General features: G+C 63.2%; 11 protein-coding genes. 6 read left to right on the top strand and 5 right to left on the bottom strand.

The features are described from left to right. The first annotated feature begins 326 nt into the window (after nt 1-326). The 6 genes from JJJ17_RS20505 to JJJ17_RS03770 are packed head-to-tail and all read left to right on the top strand — an operon-like array spanning nt 327 to nt 9,811. Entirely contained in the window at nt 327-1,754 is a 1,428-nt protein-coding gene (locus tag JJJ17_RS20505; RefSeq protein ID WP_200683900.1) for an NADH:flavin oxidoreductase, read from the top strand. Next, complete coding sequence (locus JJJ17_RS03790; protein ID WP_200683898.1) at nt 1,751-3,430, top strand: c-type cytochrome; 1,680 nt, start codon at nt 1,751-1,753, stop codon at nt 3,428-3,430. The genes JJJ17_RS20505 and JJJ17_RS03790 overlap by 4 nt, the downstream gene beginning before the upstream one ends. Beyond that, nucleotides 3,427-3,855, top strand: coding sequence for a hypothetical protein (locus JJJ17_RS03785; RefSeq protein WP_200683896.1), 429 nt, complete (start codon nt 3,427-3,429; stop codon nt 3,853-3,855). Before JJJ17_RS03790 ends, JJJ17_RS03785 begins: the two co-directional genes overlap by 4 nt. Continuing rightward, a complete protein-coding gene (locus tag JJJ17_RS03780; RefSeq protein WP_200683895.1) occupies nt 3,855-5,312 on the top strand; it encodes a c-type cytochrome in 1,458 nt (485 codons plus the stop codon). Before JJJ17_RS03785 ends, JJJ17_RS03780 begins: the two co-directional genes overlap by 1 nt. Nucleotides 5,313-5,319: 7 nt before the next feature. Further along, a complete protein-coding gene (locus JJJ17_RS03775) occupies nt 5,320-8,013 on the top strand; it encodes a c-type cytochrome (RefSeq protein WP_200683894.1) in 2,694 nt (897 codons plus the stop codon). A gap of 1 nt (nt 8,014) precedes the next feature. Next, nucleotides 8,015-9,811 carry a GMC family oxidoreductase gene (locus tag JJJ17_RS03770; RefSeq protein WP_200683893.1) on the top strand — a complete coding sequence of 599 codons (1,797 nt, stop codon included), beginning with the start codon at nt 8,015-8,017 and terminating at the stop codon, nt 9,809-9,811. Here the strand turns inward: JJJ17_RS03770 and JJJ17_RS03765 are convergent. The 5 genes from JJJ17_RS03765 to JJJ17_RS03745 all read right to left on the bottom strand — a co-directional run bounded on the left by JJJ17_RS03765 (nt 9,802) and on the right by JJJ17_RS03745 (nt 17,607). Next, nucleotides 9,802-10,854 carry an NAD-dependent epimerase/dehydratase family protein gene (locus JJJ17_RS03765; RefSeq protein ID WP_234463855.1) on the bottom strand — a complete coding sequence of 351 codons (1,053 nt, stop codon included), beginning with the start codon at nt 10,852-10,854 and terminating at the stop codon, nt 9,802-9,804. The genes JJJ17_RS03770 and JJJ17_RS03765 overlap by 10 nt on opposite strands. Before the next feature lie 127 nt (nt 10,855-10,981). Continuing rightward, entirely contained in the window at nt 10,982-11,290 is a 309-nt protein-coding gene (locus tag JJJ17_RS03760) for a DUF2149 domain-containing protein (RefSeq protein WP_200683892.1), read from the bottom strand. Beyond that, on the bottom strand, nt 11,290-11,760 hold the full coding sequence (locus JJJ17_RS03755; protein WP_200683891.1) for a MotA/TolQ/ExbB proton channel family protein: 471 nt from the start codon (nt 11,758-11,760) through the stop codon (nt 11,290-11,292). The genes JJJ17_RS03760 and JJJ17_RS03755 overlap by 1 nt, the downstream gene beginning before the upstream one ends. Further along, complete coding sequence (cobN, locus tag JJJ17_RS03750) at nt 11,757-15,656, bottom strand: cobaltochelatase subunit CobN (protein ID WP_200683890.1); 3,900 nt, start codon at nt 15,654-15,656, stop codon at nt 11,757-11,759. The genes JJJ17_RS03755 and cobN overlap by 4 nt, the downstream gene beginning before the upstream one ends. Before the next feature lie 13 nt (nt 15,657-15,669). Continuing rightward, a complete protein-coding gene (locus JJJ17_RS03745; RefSeq protein ID WP_200683888.1) occupies nt 15,670-17,607 on the bottom strand; it encodes a TonB-dependent receptor domain-containing protein in 1,938 nt (645 codons plus the stop codon). Nucleotides 17,608-17,902 lie beyond the last annotated feature (295 nt).

Here is a 17,902-nt window from a genome sequence, read left to right as displayed (position 1 = left end):
GATGGCGGCACAGGGAAATGCTGCCGAGGCAGCGGCCAGATTGCTTTATCTGTGTCACCATTGCCCTTTTCGCCCCAGTAAGGCGAGATCATCCCACCTTTAGAATGATCGAAAACGCGGCACATGCGCGTCGATCGATCAGCGCGAACTGTCCCCGCATTCCATTTCCTTGCGCAAAACGGGAACTCGTCGAAAAATCAATGTCATCGGATAATAAGTCCAGTTGAGATGACGAAAATTCGATGATATTATTAACAAACCACAGCATTTTCATTTCGAATCCCCAGCACCTCAGCCAACTCTGAGTATTTTGCGAGGTTATCGTTGTGAATCCTGACAAAGCCTTTCCGCACGAGGAAAACGCGCGGGTTATCTTCAAGACACTGAAATTCAGAAGCCTGGAAATAAAGAACCGCATATTCCGCTCGAATATTTCTGGCACTTTTGACGACTACAACGGACATGGCAGCCACACCCGGTTGAACTGGGAGGAAAAGTTCGCGCGTGGCGGGGTGGGCGCTATCCTGACCTCGTTCACGCCGGTCTCGGTGCGCGGTCGCATTCTGACGCGCTATGCGATGATCGATAGTGACGACAAGATCCCGTTCTGGCGGGCCGCCGCGGACCGGGTGCATGGGCATGACTGCAAGCTGATCATGCAATTGTCCCATTCGGGCAGACAGCAGGATCTGGGCGGGGTCGAGAACCTGCATCTCAGGGCGCAAAGTTCTACCAGCAAGCGGGATTACTTTCACGGCATCCTTTGTGAGGCGATGACAAAGCCCCAGATCGCAAATGTCGTCAATCTGTTCGCCCAAGGCGCTCGCCGCGCGCGTCAGGCGGGGCTGGACGGGGTCGAACTACACGGCGCGAACGGCTATCTGATCACGCAATTCCTCTCATCCGGCATCAACGACCGCAAGGACGAGTATGGCGGCAACTGGGAGGCGCGGGCACGGTTCGTGCTGGAAATCGTGCGCGCGATCCGGGCCGAGGTCGGGCCGGATTTTCACCTGCAGATGAAGATCAACGGCGAGGATCATAATTCCTGGCTTTATCCGTGGCAGAAACCCGGCAACACGTTGGACGAGACTCTGCGGATCTGCCGCTTGCTGATGGATGACGGCAAGGGGGTTGATGCCTTCCATGTCTCGTCAGGTTCGACCTTCCCGCATCCACGCAATCCTCCGGGTGATTTGCCGATGCGCGATCTGGTGCGCTGGTATGACGGCATGATCAGTCAGGGAACACGTGCCGGCTTCAATCACGCGATCTTTTCGAACCGCCTGACGGCGCAGGTTTTTCGTGCCTATTGGCGCTGGCGGCGCGGCAAGGTGATTGAGGGGATCAACCTGCCCTATGCCCGCGCCGTCCGCGAGGCGGTTCACGCGGTCGATCCGGCCATCCCGGTGATCTGCACTGGCGGCTTTCAGCATGCCGACGCGATTGCCGGGGCGATCCGTGACGGTGACTGCGATGCGGTGTCCATTGCGCGCCCGCTGATCGCCAATAACGACCTGCCGCAGATCCTGCAGCGGGCCAATGGTCCCGAACAAAGGCGCGAATGCACCTATTGCAACAAGTGCCTGATCAACGATCTGGAAAATCCCCTTGGCTGTTACGAGGTCAGCCGCTTTCCCGGCAACAGCTTCGAAGAGAGATATGAGGCCATGATCGCCGATGTGATGTCGGTCTTTGAGCCGCCAACCTATCCGCCCCCCACCACCGCTGCACACCAGCGGGTGCAGCCATGAAACGCGACGATGAGCCGCTAACGCCCGTCGAAAGATCGGTACGCAACCGCAAACGGCTGGTCTGGCTGATCATCCTCGCGCTGCTGGCTGGGCTGTTCTACTGGCTGGTGGTGGTAAACCAGTATGTCGTCGCCCAGAAATCGGAACAGGACCATTTCCTGCATGGTTCGATCGGGGCGGAGACTGCGAACGGCCTGCCCTATTGGGTTTTCAAGGCGCTGCCCGAAATCTACGACGACAAACTGGGCGGTGAGGGGTGGGGGAAATTCGGCCTGATCACCCTTCCCGAAGATGACCTGCCACTTGGCTTTTCGCGCCGGGTCGTCACCGGCGTCGAGCGGGTCTGGTTCAACTGCTCTCTCTGCCATATCGGCAGCTATCGGATGTCCGGAGGGGAGCAGCGCCTTATCGCGGGCGCGCCGTCGAACAATCTGCGCCTGCAAGAGCTGATCGTCTTTCTTGCCGAGGCAGGCCGTGATCCCGGTTTTACGGCCGACAGCCTGATGGACGGGATAGAAACGGCCGGGGGCGACCTGCCATGGTATCAGCGGCTGATCTATCGCCATCTTGTCTTCCCGGCTGTGAAGACAAGATTGCAATGGGTCAGTGAACGTCTCGCTTTCATCGACCGGCAACAGGAATGGGGTCCGGGTCGGGTGGACACTTTCAACCCCTACAAGGCCATCCAGTTCAACTTCCGCATGGATCAGGCGCATGTGGGTGATGATGTGCTGAACGGTTCGTCCGATTACCCGGCGATCTGGCAACAAAGCCCGCGCGAGGGCATGAACCTGCATTGGGACGGCAACAACGATTCCGTGGCCGAACGCAACCTTTCGGCGGCACTTGGCGCGGGCGTCACGCCGGTCACTGTGGACCGTGCCGCGATCGCGCGGATCGAAGAATGGATGTGGCAGCTACCCGCGCCACGCTATCCCGGCCCGATCGACGACGAGGCGGCCAACCGGGGTGAGACCCTTTACACCCGTTACTGCGCCGCGTGTCACGGTCGCTTGGCCGTCTCGCCGCCCCCGTATCCGGCTCTCGACGCTGCGGCCCCCTATGGCCCTACGCCCCCGTTGCGGGACTGCGCCGCACCGCGCCCCGCCACCTATGCAGCGGTCTGGAATCCGCAGACCAGAGGCGAGGCGGATGACCAGCCCGACACCTATGGCGAAGGTATCTCCGCCTATGCGCCCGCCCGGCGCTATGACTACGACCGGGGGCGCTATCCTTGTCTGGGACAGGTGGTGCCGCTGGACCGGATCGGCACCGATCCGGGGCGCTGGCGATCCTATACCCGCGAATTCTCAGCCGCGCAGAACCTGCTTTACGCAGGCTACCCTTGGCGGTTCGAGCGGTTCCGCAAGACCGACGGCTATGCCAGTCACCCGCTGGACGGGATATGGGCACGCTCACCCTATCTGCACAACGGCTCGGTTCCGACGCTCCGCGATCTGCTGGAACCGCCCGAGGCCCGGCCAGTCGAATGGTATCGCGGCTCGGACGAGATTGACCCGGTTCGGGTCGGCTATCGCTCGGATGCAGCCGCGCCGGGGCGTCTGTTCCTGTTCGATACAAGCCTGCCCGGTAACGGCAATGGCGGCCACGACTACGGTACCGGGCTTTCCGCCCGGCAAAAGGATGACATCGTCGAATACATGAAAAAGCTATGAAACGCATCGACTCTCTCAGCCACTGGAAAAGCCGCCACGCCATCGTCGTTTGGCTGGGGATCGTGCTGAACATGGGATTCGTGCTGCCGCTGATCTTCGCCCCCGAATGGTTCCTGTCGCTCTTCGGGCTGACGGCCGAGCCGCTGATCTGGCCGCGCTTCTCCGGCATTCTGCTGGGCATCCTGTCGGTCTTCTATATTCCCGCCACGCTCGACATCGACCGCTACCGGATTTTTGCCTGGCTGTCGGTCTTTCCGTCGCGGACCTTCGGGGCGGTGTTCTTTTCCTACATGGTCTTCGTGGCACAACAGCCCGCCGCCTTCCTGATGGGGGTCGCGCTGGACGGCAGCATCGGCATCGCCTCGCTCTGGTGCCTGATCCGCATCGTCTCGCTGGAACAGCAGATTGCCGAGGGGGACACCTGATGCGTTTGGCGCGGATCCTGCAGGCGCTTCTGTTGCTTCTGGTCATCGGCGGCATCGGTGGCTGGCTTTTGCTGTTCCGCCCGGTATCTCAGCCGCGAACGAATGACATGGCGGCGGTGTTCAACCACGGCTCCATCGGGAACGAGGAAACGCAGGGCATCCCCTACTGGATTTGGCGGGTGCTGCCGCAGGTTTTTCCCGATCTGCTGCCGGATGGCGGTGATGGCTATGCAGCCTTCGGCGTTTACTGGCAGCGCGGACAGGAATTGCCCGTCGGCTTTTCCAGGATGACGCTGGGCGCCATTCCAAGGGTCGCACCGAATTGCGCCTTTTGTCATCAGGGCAGCTACCGCCTGACCGAACAGATGCCGGCACGGCTGGTCAGCGCCGGTGCGGGCACGCGGGTCAATGTGCAGGCCTATCTGCGCTTTCTGATCGCCGCCGGGCAAGACCCGCGTTTCACCTCGGACCGGCTGATGGAGGAAATCGACGGCATCGTCGCGCTGCCCTTCTGGGAACGGTCGCTCTACCGCTATCTGCTGATCCCGGCGACACGGAGCGCGCTGCAACAGCAGGCGCAGCGCTTCGCATGGACCGAGACCCGGCCGGATTGGGGGCCGGGCCGGATCGATCCGTTCAACCCGGTGAAATACGCCAATCTGCAACTGCCCGACGACGGCACCATCGGCAATTCCGACATGATGCCGCTCTGGGCGCTAGGCAGCGTGGCGACGACGCAATCGGTGATCCGCTCGATGCATTGGGACGGGCTGATGACCGATCTGCACGAGACCGTGGTGGCCGGAGCCATCGGCGACGGCATGACCCGACTCAGCTATCCACGGACGCGCGACAACCTTGCCCGGATGGAGGATTTCATCCGCGTTCATAAGCCGCCCCCCTCGCCCTTCCGCACTACTTTGCCGACGGGCGATCCATACCGTGTCGAGCCCGGCGCGGTAGAGCAGGGAAAGGCGATCTATCGCAGGCTCTGCGCCGATTGCCACGAGCCAAGCGGGCCGCGTTTCCGCCAGCCGATCCCGGTGCTGGAGCTTGATACCGACCGCCACCGTCTGGACATGTGGACGCCCGCCGCCCGCGACCGCTATGCCAGCTACGAACATGACTATTCATGGGGTTTCCGATCCTTCCGCAAAACCGAGGGGTATGTCGCCGTCAACCTGACCGGGCTTTGGCTGCGCGCGCCCTATCTGCATAACGGCTCGGTCCCGACGCTGCGGGCCCTGCTGTTGCCGCCGGATCAGCGCCCGCAGACCTTCATGCGCGGCAGCGATCTGATCGATCCGGTCAACGGCGGCTTTCGCGACGATCCTCTTCGTCCCGGCTGGCTTTACGACACGCGCGAGCCGGGGAACGGCAATGGCGGCCATCTGTGGGGGACCGAGCTTTCCCCGGCCGACCGTGACGCCCTGCTGTCCTATCTGAAGACATTGTGAGGTTGCCATGCGTCTTCTGAAGCGAGTTGTTAAATGGCTGGCCGGGCTGGCTGTCGTGCTGGTCCTGATCATAGCAATCGGAGGGTTTCTGCTGGTTCGGGCCTTCGTGGAACCCGACGCGGCAGCCTTCGGCACGGTCAAGGATGAAGCTGCCGCCGCAAACCTCAAGGGCGAACATTTCCGACCTGCCGATGAAGGCTATTTCGCGGCGATGGACAAGGGCCTGCTGCTGCCCCCCGCCACAGGCCAGGATTATCCGGCAGAGATCCTTGAGATCGCCGACCTGACCGGCCTGCCCCCGGAAGATGTGCGAAACGCGGCGATCCGTGGCCAGAATGCGTGGATAGTCTGGACTGGTGGCAATGACCGCTTCTGGGACTTCGCCGCGGCAAATACAGTCGGCTCGTTCGATCTGCTGAAGACGATCTCGTCGCATCCCTCGCAATATTACAGCCGCGACAACCGTTTCCGCTGGCTGGGCCTGATCAATGAGCCATGCTTCTCACGGCCGACCGAACCTGACGGCGATCATTTCGGCCTGTGGCTGGATCAGCGCGACAGTGGCTGCCCAGACGATCCCTTTGCCGATGAGGCGAAATATGCGGGCGTCGCGGTCGGCGCGCGCGGCAAGACCCAGCCGGTCGGCTCCTATTACGGCGAACCTACGGGCGTGATCGGGCTGCGCCTGTTCCCCAACCCTGATTTCGACGAAGCGGCGAAGGAAAGCTGGGATCCGGTCCGCTACTATACCGATCCCGACTATTACAACGACGGCAAGCTGGTCCGGCCCTACCGGGTCGGTATGTCCTGCGCTTTCTGCCATGTCGGCCCGAACCCGATCAATCCGCCGCAAAACCCGGAAGCGCCGGAATGGGAAGAACTGACCTCGAACCCCGGCGCGCAGTATTTCTGGGTCGAGCGCATCTTCTTCTGGAACACCCGCCCCCGGTCCGAGCCGGGCGCCCCTGCCCCGAACGAGGCGAATTTCCTGTTCCAGCTTTTCCACACCAATCCTCCGGGATCGCTGGATACCTCGCTGGTCTCGTCGGATTACATGAACAACCCGCGGACCATGAACGCGGTCTATGAGGTCGGCGCGCGCCTGCAGATCGCCGCCAGACTGGGGACCGAGCAATTGCAGGGCGGCGAGAAGGACAACCGGCAGCTTCAGGACTTCCCGCAGACCGCCGCCCTTGCCGATCTTTATGATGCGACCAAGGGGACCGTCGCCTCGATGCGGGTGCTGAAGGACGGCGCGGATTCGGTTGGCGCACTGGGCGCGCTGAACCGCGTCTATCTGAATATCGGCCTTTTCTCCGAGGAATGGCTGCTGCATTTCCGCCCCTTCCTTGGCGGACAGAAGATCTCGCCCATCCTGATCGCGGACGCTCAGAAGAACTCGGCCTATTGGCAGGCGACCGAGAATATGACCGCCGACATGGCGATCTTCTTTCTGGTGACGGCGCGGGCCGACCTGCTGGCCGATGCGCCCGGCGGCCCGGACCTTCTTGATGCACGCGACCCTGCCGGTGTCGCGCGCGGCAAAGAGGTCTTTGCCGAGAACTGCGCCGCCTGCCATTCCTCGCGCCAGCCCGCACCTCCGGCTGAATCGGGCGTCGATCAGGGCATCTGCGAGGGCGGCGGTGCGGGGCCGCATTACCGCGAATGCTGGGACCGTTACCGGACATGGACGTTGACCGATGACTACAAAGCCCAGATGCGCGCCATCGTCGCAGAGCCTGATTTCACCGCTGCAAACTATTTCTCGACCGAACGCCGCGTGCCGATTGACGAGTTGGGGACGAATACCTGCTCGGCCATCGCGACCAACGGGCTGCGGGGCGATATCTGGGACAACTTCACCTCGGACAGCTACAAATCGCTGCCGCCGCCGGGGCCGGTGACAGTGCATCACCCTGTCTCCGGCGCGGCCTCCAGCTTTCAGTCGCCTGGCAACGGGCGCGGATATCTGCGGCCCGCATCGCTGGTCAGCCTGTGGTCAACCGCGCCCTATCTGCTGAACAACTCTGTCGGCTACGATGGCTATTCCGGTAGCTCCTATTCCGGAGATCAGTCGGCAAGCTGCCCCGCCGCCGATATCCGCGATCCCGACATGCCCTGTGTCGAGAACCGGCTTTATCAGTTCGACAAGTCGATCCGCCAGATGCTGTGGCCCGAAACCCGCCGCAGGGATACCCTGACGACAGAGCCAGTGCCGGGCTATATCTATCGCCTTTCCGCCCCGGCCTGCCTGATCGTGCCCAAGGGCTTTGCCCCCGATCCGATCCGCAACAATGCCCGGCTGCTGTCCCGGGTCGCCCCATGGCTGGTATCGCCCGACGGAACCGTGCGGGTCGGCCCCTTCCCGAAGGATTTCCCGATCAACGCGCTGGTGAACACCAAGCTGTTGCCGGACAATGATGAACCCGAGATGCTGACCCATCTTCTGAATATGGCCAAAGCCTCGCCCACGCTTCTGGGCGCGGTGCGGCAACTGGGTGGCCGCTGCTCGCCCGAGGAACTGGCCGACCCTGCGGTGCAGGCGGATGCCGAGCGGATCGTCCGCGAGACGGGTCTGGTCGATACACTGGTGGGCCTGTCGAAATGTCCCGACTATGTCGTCAACAAGGGGCATGAATTCGGTGCCGATCTGTCCGATACCGACAAGGAGGCGCTGATTTCCTTCCTGATGGAGCTTTGACATGACCCGCGCCGCCCCCGATTACATCGTTGTCGGCGCGGGGGCTGGCGGCGCGGTGGTCGCGGCCCGACTGGCAGAATCCGGCTTTCGCGTGCTGGTGATCGAGGCAGGGGGCGATCCACTTTCAGGCGCGGTCGATGAAAGCCTCGACATGCCCGTTTCCGATGCGATCCGCGTGCCCGCCTTTCACGCCTTCGCCTCTGAACATCCTGGTCTTTGCGACGATCACTGGGTCAAGCATCACGACGATATCCAGCTGCGCCGCCGCGACTGGCGCTATGACCCGCAGCGGGATGGCGTGTTGTATCCGCGTGCAAAGGGCCTTGGCGGCTGCACGGCGCATCATGCGATGATCACCGTCAGGCCGAACGATTCCGACTGGAACCAGATCGCTGCGATCACCGGCGATCCGGGTTGGCGCGCCTCGGCCATGCAGCGTTATTTCGAGCGGATCGAGCGGTGCCGATATCGGCCCTTTTTCTGGCGCTGGCTGTGGCGGCTCACCGGGTTCAATCCGACCGGGCATGGCTGGTCCGGCTGGCAGACAACCGAACGCGCCATTCCGTTGCGCGCCATCCTTGATCTGCCGCTGCGACTGGCGCTGCTGCGTTCGGTCGGCAGCGCCACCGATTTGCAGGAAGAAGCCGGGACGCGTTGGGAAACGACGACGCTGGACCCCAATGACCGCCGCTGGTGGAACCGTGGCATCGCCGGGATCCGCGTGGCTCCTCTGGGCACCCGCCGCCATGCCCGCCACGGCGCGCGAGAGCGGCTTCTTGATGTTCACGACCGCCATCCCGAGCGGCTGGAACTGCGCCTTCACAGCAAGGTGCTACGGGTCGAGATCCGCAATGGCCGCGCCATCGGTGTGGTCGTGCGGAAGCCCAGTGGAGGTGAAGAACTGATCGAGACAAGCCGCGAGGTGATCCTTGCCGGAGGTGCCTTCGGCACCCCGCATCTGCTGATGCTCTCGGGCGTTGGCGATGCCCGTCACCTGCGCGACAACGGGATCGAGCCGCAGCAGGATCTTCCCGGTGTCGGCAGCAATATGCAGGACCGCTACGAGATCGGTGTGGTCAACCGAATGAAAAAGCCATGGGGCGCGATGCGTGGCGTCACCTATTCCCGCAAGGATCGCCATTATCGCGTCTGGAAATGGTTCGGTCGCGGCAATTACGCCTCGAACGGGGTGCTGTTTTCACTTGCCATGCGCTCTGACCCAAGGCTGGCCGAGGTCGATCTGCACTGCTTCGCGCTGCTTGCGGATTTTCGCGGCTATTACCGGGGCTATTCGGAAAGGCTCCGGCGCGGAGATTACCTCAGTTGGGTGATCCTGAAAGCCTATGCCGCCAATCGCAACGGCAGCGTGCGGCTGACCAGCGCTGACCCGGACACGCCGCCCGATATCAGTTGCCGGTCGTTCAGCGGTCCGGGTGACACGCAGGATCTGGACGCCGTGGTGCAGGCGATCCGCGTGGTCCGGCGTCTGGGCGATTCCATGGACGATCTGGTCGCCGAAGAGGAAGAGCCGGGACGGCAGCGTAGTTCGGACGAATCCTTGCGGGACTATGTCCGCCAGAATGCCTGGGGTCATCATGCCTGCGGAACCGCCGCCATGGGCCCCAAGGCCGAGGGCGGCGTGCTGGACGCACGGCTTCGGGTCCATGGAATAGGCGGATTGCGCGTCGTAGATGCCTCGGCCTTTCCGCGCATCCCCGGCTATTTCCTCGCCATGGCGATCTTCATGCTGGCCGAGCGGGGGGCCGACATGCTCATCGAAGATGCCGATCAGAAATAACCCTCGTCGATCATGAACTGGAACATGTCGTTCATGCTCTCTGCAAGCGGGCGATAGGTCATCCCCAATTCGCGACGCGATTTCCCGTTATCGGCGCGCCACGGCACATTGATATTGCGGCTGACAAACTTGCGCGTCAGGCCAAGGCGCGGTGCCAGCAGCCACAGCAGCGCCTTGGGCGCCGGGCGGCGGGGCAGCGGATAGCGGGTGCCGTAGGTCGGTTGCAGGGTCATCAGCGCCGCCAACAGATCGGTCTGATGGCCGACGATGATGTTACGCCCCTCTGCCTGCGGCAGGAAGGCGGCGGCCAGATGCGCCTCGGCCACGTCACGGACATCGACGATCCCAAGACCAAGCCGCGGCGCACCGTGTCGAAACTCTCCGCTACCGGCGCGTTGCATGATGGCAAAGCTTTCCGAGCTTGGCTTGCCGCCCACCGCCGGACCCATGATCAGCGCGGGATTGACCACGACCAAGCGGAAACCGGCACCTTCCGCAATGCGCCATGCCTCTTGCTCGGCCAAGGTTTTCGACAGCGAATAGGGCTGATGGTCCAACGAGGCTGTGCTGTTCCAGATCGCCTCGGTCAGCACACCGCCCGGCGCGTCGGCGCAATCGGCCGCGTCGGTATAGATCGCCGCGCAGGAACTGGTCAGAACCACCCTCTCGACACTTTCGGTCTTCGCAGCCTGCATCAGCACATTGCGCGTGCCCAGCATTGCAGGCTCGATCAGCTCTTTCTGCGGGTCTTTGACGACGGTCTTGAAGGGCGATGCGGTGTGCAGCACCACACGGCATCCCTGCATCGCGTCGGCGAAATCGTCCGGCGACAGAAGTTCGGCGCGAAACAGATGCAGCCTGCCCGGTCCGGCCTCGGCCATATCGGTCAGATGGCGCAACCGGGCCGTGTCCGAAGGATCACGCACCGTGGCCTGCACGGTCACTCCGCTTTCCAGAAGTCGCCGGATAATCCAGCCCGCGACATAGCCCGTGGCGCCCGTGACAAGCACCGGTCGAGAGGGATCGTCGATCGCATGTTCCATGCTGCCCGTCCGTATCGCCGCTTTCGTGCAATCATACCCACGAAACCGCGCCCCGCAAAGGAGACTCCGTCCCCCTGAGACACAAATCCCGCCCCTGCTCGGGCGGACGGCAGCAGCGATGTGACCTCTATTCTGCCTCGGGCACGTAGATCATCCGCCCGTCATCCAGCCGATAGGTCACGCCCGCACGGACGCCCTGCCCCTCGCCTATGGTGTCATTGGCTTCGTAGCTTTGCAGCACTTCGCCTTCTTTGATGGTGACCCGCATCTGGTCGGTGCCGGGATTTTCGACCACGGTCACGCTGTCCGAGGCGAAGGGGTTCAGCGGGTTTTGCAGGATCACGATCATCAGGATGCCGATCACCACCAGAAACAGGTCGATCAGGTTGACGACCGACAGGATCGGATCGTCATCCTCTTGGTCCAGAAACCGCATCAGGCAACCCCCTGCCCGCGTTCCGCCGCGCGTAGTTCCACAAGCAGCCAGCGGCGACGAATGGTCAGCACCAGAAAGGTGATCGAGGCCGCGATCAGCGCAAGGATCACCGCCGAGAACGCGACGACCAGATTTTCCGCCACCGCAGCGGAATCGTTTTTCCCAAGCGCCAGAAGCGCCGGGCCCATCGGGATCATCGTCGCCACCAGCCCCAGCATCGGCGCGGCGCGCGACACGATCCGCAACCATTCGGTGCGGCGCAGGATCTCAAGCTCCAGATCATCGCCAGAGGCGCCAGCACCGGACAGCACCAGCACCGGACGATAACGACCCGCGCGGCGCTGCACATATTCGGTCAAGAACATGCCAAGGCTGACAAAGGCATAGGCCAGCGCGGCAAGGATCAAGATCAGGACGGGCACCTGAAACAGGCGGGAAATCTCGAACAGGTTGGTTTCCAGCGCGGTCATGCGGGGACTCCGATGGGGCGGGCGCGGTTGGCCCGGATTTGAAGGAAGGCGCCAAGGACGATCAGCGCCAGAATCGCCGAGGCGCCCAGCAGAAGCTGAATTGTGATCGGGGCGTCAGCAGGTGGCGGCGGGACGGGCGCCAGCACCTTGCCTTGCACCTGCTGTGCCGCCGGTTGCGAAGGGGCCGCATCCTGCGCAGCGGGCGCGGAAGCAGAGGGCGCGACAGCGGCGGGCACGGCAGCACCAGCGTCGGTGCCATAGCCCTGCCCCATCTGCTTCAGAAAGTCCTGAATGACGGTGGCCTCGTGGACGCTGACCTCATCCATCGCCACCAGTTCCTGCCAGCGTTCGGCCATGCGCGCACGGGTTTCGGCGGGTGCGTCCCAATAACCCTTGCGGATCGCCTCGGACATGCGGGCGATCAGTTGCGCCTGTGCGGTCGGGTTGTGCTGCTCGAACCACTCATTGACGCCAAGGTCCAGCCGGTCCTCGACATAGGTTTCAAACATCGCCTGCCACTGATCGGCACGAACGCTTTCGGGCGCGACCACCTGCCAGCCGAAGAGGTTGTTGGTGCCGTCCAGCACCGCAAGTGTGCCGGAATACCCCTCTTCCTGCATCGCCGACAGCCATTGCGGGCTAAGATAGCGCAGCCGCAACTCATCCGAGAGGAAGCTGGAAAGCGAGGCGGTGCGCGGCTCGCCGCGGCGCAGATCCGAGATGTAGAGGTCGGGTGTCGCACCATCCAGATGCCGGATCGCCAGCCCAAGCCCGCCCAGAAATTCGAACGGGTGATCGCTGTTCAAGACGCCATGCAGGTTCGAACTGCGCGACATGATCGCCGCATCGCTGCCCCGCAATTGCTGGGCAAAGAGGTTGACGCCCTCGGGTGCCACGCCCCAGTCATCGGCGCCGTAGGCAAAGCGCGTGCCCTCAAGGAAGGTGCGGGCCGGGACTGCTTCATCCTCCCAACTCGCGGAATCCAGCGTGACATGGCTGATCCCCGAACCATAGCTTTCCGGCGCATTGCTGAAGATACGATGCCGGGCCAGTCGGGCGGCCTGATCGGCCTCTACCCCTTCACGCGCAAGTTCCGCCGCGATGCGTCGGCTGTTCAGCGACACGGTATTTCCCGGCTCGTCCAGTTCGGCCAGCCGGTCGGTCGCCTCTGCCAGCAGCCGCATGAAGCTGTCAAATTGGTCGCGATAGACGCTGGTGACCGAGATCACCACGTCGATCCTTGGCCGCCCTAATTCCGCGGCGGGGATGATTTGCAGCTCGGTCAGCCGCCCCGCCGGATCGCGGATCGGACGCAGACCAAGCGCATGCAGGATCTGCGCCTCGGTCACGCCAAGATGATTGATCGCCTCGCTGGCCCAAAGGCTGAAGGCCAGCCGGTCCGGAATCGCGCCGTCATGATCCGCCGCATAGGCATCCAGCAATTGCTGCAATCCGCGTTCGCCCGCGGCATAGGCGCTTTCCGACGGAATGCGGTTCGCCTCGAAGGCGTAAAGATTGCGGCCCGAGCGCAGGTCAGGATTGCGGATCGGATCACCGCCCGAGCCGGGCGGGACATATCGCCCGGCCAGCCCGGCCAGAAGCGAGGGGATTTCCTCGGGCGCGGCGGCGGCTCGGTCAAGCTCGATGGCGCGGGCGCGCAGGGCGGCCATGTCGGGATCGGTGGCCGCTTCACCGTCACGCAGCCAACGGCGAAGCTGGGCCACGGGTTCGCTTTGGGCCAACAAGGCAGGGTCGAGTGTCAGCGGCTCGGGGCTGTGGTCGTGATCGTGGCTGCCGTGGTCATGGGTGAAGCTTTCGCGATAGGGCTCTCCAAGCTGTTGCAGGATGGTGACCAGCCGGTGTTCGGGATCGGCGGCCTCCCCAAAGGTATGCAAGCCCAAGGGCACCGCGCTTTCGGCAAGGTGATGCAGATGATCGTGCAACGCCGACATGAAGGCGGGGAAATCGGCCGCGATCCGGGCATCGTCCCAGTCCATATCCGCCGCGATGCCGGTCTCTGCCGCCATCTCCTGCAACCTGTTGGCACTTTCGTCACGGACCGGGCCGGGGGCAAGTTGAACATATTCGTGGATCGCGTCGTGAAGATCGCGCAGATCCTCTTGCAGGCCAGCGGGCGCGAAGGGCGGGGTCTGGTGGCTGACGATCACCGCGCGGCCACGGCGACGGGCCTGAATCGCCTCGCTGATATTGTCCTGAAGATAGGGGTAAAATACCGGGATATCGCCAAGCGCGAGGAACGGATAATCCGCCGCCCAAAGCCCGCGATCCTTGCCCTTCAGCCATTCCTGCGATCCATGCGTGCCCAGATGGATCAGCGCATCCGCGCCGAATTCCTGCCTGAGCCACAGATAGGCCGCCATATACAGATGATCCGGCGGCATCGCGGTATCGTGGTAATGCGAATGCCCGCCCTGTCCGGTGCGCGGCATCTGCGGCAGGATCGCCAGATTACCCAGTTGCAGCCGCGGGATGACAAACGCCGCCTCGCCGTCAACCTGCCTGACCGCCCAATGCCGCAGGGGATCGCCCGCGCTGGCAAGTTCGGCCCTGCGGATTTCGGGCAGGCTGTCCAGCCATTCACGATAGGCCGAAACGGGCAAGCTGTCCGCAAGCCCGCGTTCCAGTAGCTCCTCGGGCGGTACGGTGCGCCAGACCATCGACAACAGCGCCTGAAGGTTCTCGATCGCACCTGCCTCGTCCAGCGGATCGACGCGGTAGCCAGCATCGGCAAGCGCCTTGGTGATCACCTCGATGCTGCGCGGGATATTCAGGTTCGAGGCCGAAAAGTTCCGCTCACCAGGAGGATAATTCCAGAACATCATCGCCAGCCGCTTGTCGGCGGCAGGGGTGCGGTGCAGCGCGGCGATCCGGGCCAGTTTTCCGGTCAGAGCATCCAACTGCTCGGGGATCAGCACTTCCTGCCCGCCTTCGATAGCGGTCAGCACGATCGGATCACTGGCTCCCCAGACCTCGGCCCCGGCCAGAAACACCGCCGCCGAACCCTGCGAGACACCGCTTTGCGCGGCGCGGAAATCGTCAGGTGTGCCTTCGCGATAGGCCAGCGTCTGAATGACAGGCAGGTCGATCTGCAAAAACTGCTGCGCCAATGCCGGGCCGTCGCGCAGATGGGTGCGGATCACCACCGCCTCGGCCCCGGCTTCAGCAAGCAAACCCGGACGAGCCTCGGGTGGCGACCAGAACGCCACCGGGATCAGACCTGCCGCCTCGATCCCCCGGATCAGGCCATCGATGGGACCAGAGGTCAGATCGGTGACCGTGCCGGAATGGGTGATGATACCGACCACGCCCTTGTCGCCGGTCCCGCGCCCCTGCTGCCAGTCCAGATAGGCGGCGACATCGGTGAACAGGCCCGGCGCGTCGGGGTGATGGATTGCGGTTTCGGGGATCTGGATCGGATCGGGGAAAGCGCTCCGGTCGGCATCCTGCGACCATGCGGACAGATAGCGGAAGAAATTGCGATAGTTCTCGGCCCCACCCGCCGCGTAATATCCGGCCAGCCTTGCCGCATCCGAGGGCGGCAGGCCCTGCCATTCCGGCGCGCCTCCGCCCACGGTGACCCAAGGCGTGCCGCCATCCTTGAGATCGGCCAAACCCGCGTCCAATGCGGTGCGGTCATTCAGACGCGGCGCGTCGATCAGCACCAGATCGGCATCTTTGAACCATGCGGCATCGCCCTGCCCCGGCCCGACGATCACCGATTGCAGCGTGACGCCTTCGGTCGCGGCCAGTTCCTTCAGCGCCTGAAACTTGCCCGGTATGACGAAATCCGGCGCAAGAATGCGCAAGACCGGATCGGCAGAACCGGCCTGAGCAGACAGGATCAGCGCAAGCGCCGCCAGCAGGGTTCGCAGCATCAGAAAGGCTCCGTCAGAAACGCGCGGTCAGACCGGCAAAGATGCGTCTGCCGGGATCGGCGAATTTGTAAGCCTCATCCTCCAGTGCCAGCCGCTCATCGGTGAGGTTCTCGATCCCGAATTGCAGCGAGGCCGCCTCGCTGACCGCATAATCGCCATAGGCCGACACCATCGTATAGGACGGCGCGGTGCCGGTGCCCGTGGTGCTTTTCTGCGTGCCGACATGCCGCAGGCTCAGCGTCGCCGAGAAGCGGTCAACCGGCTGCCATTCCAGATCGACCGTCCCCGAATGGCGCGGACGCCCGGTCAGTTGTTCCCCCGTGCCGCGATCAATGGCGTCAAGATAGCCATAGCTTGCGCGCAGGATCAGATCCGGGCGCAATTCGATATCGCCGCCCAGTTCCAAGCCGCGAATCCGCACCTCATCGACATTGCTATAGGTCCATGTCTGCGGCAGCCCGTTGGTGCAGTTCACCACGCAGCCGGATTGAATCAGGTTATCGACATCGTTCTGAAAGACGGTCGCATTCGCGTTCCAGCCGGTTCCCGCGTAATCCACGCCAAGCTCGGCGCTGACGCTGGTTTCGGGTTCCAGATCGGGGTTGCCGATCACCGTGAACCGCCCGCCCCCGGCTGTTGCCCGATATTCCGGCGAAAGCTCTTTCAGGGTCGGCGCGCGGAAGCCCTTGCCGATGCCGCCCTTGACGGTCAGCGCATCGCTGGCATGCCAGACCAGGTAGGCGCGCGGGCTGGTTTCCCAACCAAAAACCTCGTGCCGGTCAAAGCGGGTGCCGAAGACCAGTTCTAGCCGATCACCAAGCGCGATTTCGTCTTGCAGGAACACCGCGTAATGGGTTGCGTCCTCACGACCTGCGGCGTTGACAGTCGGATCCTTCAGCCGCTCGTCGCGAACTTCTGCCCCAAGGGTCAGGCGATGGCCGTCCAACGGCGTCGTCACGATCTGCCCGTCCAGCATCGTGTCGATCAGCCGGTTCGGCCCGCCCGCCGGCATCCCGTCGCTGCGCTGGTTGGTCCGTTCGATATCGGTGCGCGTCAGCCGCAGCCGCGTCTCGGCCCAGTCCCAATCGCCTTCATGGCTGAGCGAGACCCGATTGCGTCGAATGTCGTCTTCCGAACGATAGCTGGACGGGCCGGAGACCACGTCGTGCCACCGCTTTTCACGGCCATAGCCAAGGCTCAGATCCACCGTTTGCCGATCATCAGGCGTCCAGACAAGGCCAAGCCCGGCAGTCGTGGCATCCTGCTGACCCAGCTCCGTCCGCCCCGGTTCGCGTTCCGAGCGCATCGCATCACGACGACGCTGCTCGGCCCAAAGGCTTAACCCTAGCGTTCCCGGCACCAACGGCCCATCAGCATAGATGCTGGCCGCGCGCTGATCGCCGCCATCGCGAGGCGCGGTGACATTGGCGCTGACTGCACCTGCCCAGACATCGCCCGGACGGCGGGTGATAACGTTGACCACCCCGCCAAGCGCCTCGGACCCATAGAGCGAGGACATCGGCCCGCGCACAACCTCGACCCGATCAATCGCCGCCGAGGGGACCCAACCGTGCTCATAATCCGAATGCGCCACCGCCGAGGATGAGGTGCTGATCCGCGCGCCATCGACCAGAACCAGCGTATGATCCGAATTCATTCCGCGCAGGCTGATGCCGCGATTCCCCATGCCGACACCGTCCAGCGTCACACCCGGCGTTCCGGCCAAAGCATCGCTAAGATCATTGATCGGCTTTTGGCGAAGCGCCGCCCCATCGACGACCGAGATGGTCGCCGGAGCGTCACGCTGGCTGCGTTCCCCCTGGGTCGCAGTGATGACGATAGTATCAAGAAGGACCGGCGCATCGGCCTCTTGGGCATGTGTGAGGGTGGCAACGCCCGACAGCAGCAGGGCAATTACGGCACGCTTCGAGGCTAGGGAATGTCTGATCATGACGGGCTCCGGTCGAGTTCGAAGCTGCATTACGTAATAACATTACGTTTATCAAGGGGAGGTCGGAGACGAGCGATGTAGCTGCAAAGGACCGGCGCTTATGACAACGGTGCGGGCAGGTCTGCGAAAGTTAAGGCGACTGCAGAAGCTTTATCGACGGTCCTACGGGTGCCCGACGCAACACCGACCGTTCGCAAGCGGTGTACAGCTTGTGCACATCCTGTGCATGCGCGGTGCACACCCTGTGCAGCAAAATCCCCAGCATTTGCTGGAAACATTCACCCGGCTCATTTCT

It is taken from the genome of Paracoccus caeni, from assembly GCF_016629665.1.
GTDB classification, from domain to species: Bacteria; Pseudomonadota; Alphaproteobacteria; order Rhodobacterales; family Rhodobacteraceae; genus Paracoccus; species Paracoccus caeni.
The sequence above is the reverse complement of the archived record's forward strand: the minus strand, read 5'-3'. Positions and strand labels throughout refer to the sequence as shown.

Coding starts and splice junctions, on each gene's coding strand:
- cobN (WP_200683890.1), bottom strand. CDS start 15,656: ATGCTGCGAACCCTGCTGGCGGCGCTTGCGCTGATCCTGTCTGCTCAG.
- JJJ17_RS03760 (WP_200683892.1), bottom strand. CDS start 11,290: ATGCGGTTTCTGGACCAAGAGGATGACGATCCGATCCTGTCGGTCGTC.
- JJJ17_RS03780 (WP_200683895.1), top strand. CDS start 3,855: ATGCGTTTGGCGCGGATCCTGCAGGCGCTTCTGTTGCTTCTGGTCATC.
- JJJ17_RS03790 (WP_200683898.1), top strand. CDS start 1,751: ATGAAACGCGACGATGAGCCGCTAACGCCCGTCGAAAGATCGGTACGC.
- JJJ17_RS03755 (WP_200683891.1), bottom strand. CDS start 11,760: ATGACCGCGCTGGAAACCAACCTGTTCGAGATTTCCCGCCTGTTTCAG.
- JJJ17_RS03785 (WP_200683896.1), top strand. CDS start 3,427: ATGAAACGCATCGACTCTCTCAGCCACTGGAAAAGCCGCCACGCCATC.
- JJJ17_RS03770 (WP_200683893.1), top strand. CDS start 8,015: ATGACCCGCGCCGCCCCCGATTACATCGTTGTCGGCGCGGGGGCTGGC.
- JJJ17_RS03775 (WP_200683894.1), top strand. CDS start 5,320: ATGCGTCTTCTGAAGCGAGTTGTTAAATGGCTGGCCGGGCTGGCTGTC.
- JJJ17_RS03765 (WP_234463855.1), bottom strand. CDS start 10,854: ATGGAACATGCGATCGACGATCCCTCTCGACCGGTGCTTGTCACGGGC.
- JJJ17_RS03745 (WP_200683888.1), bottom strand. CDS start 17,607: ATGATCAGACATTCCCTAGCCTCGAAGCGTGCCGTAATTGCCCTGCTG.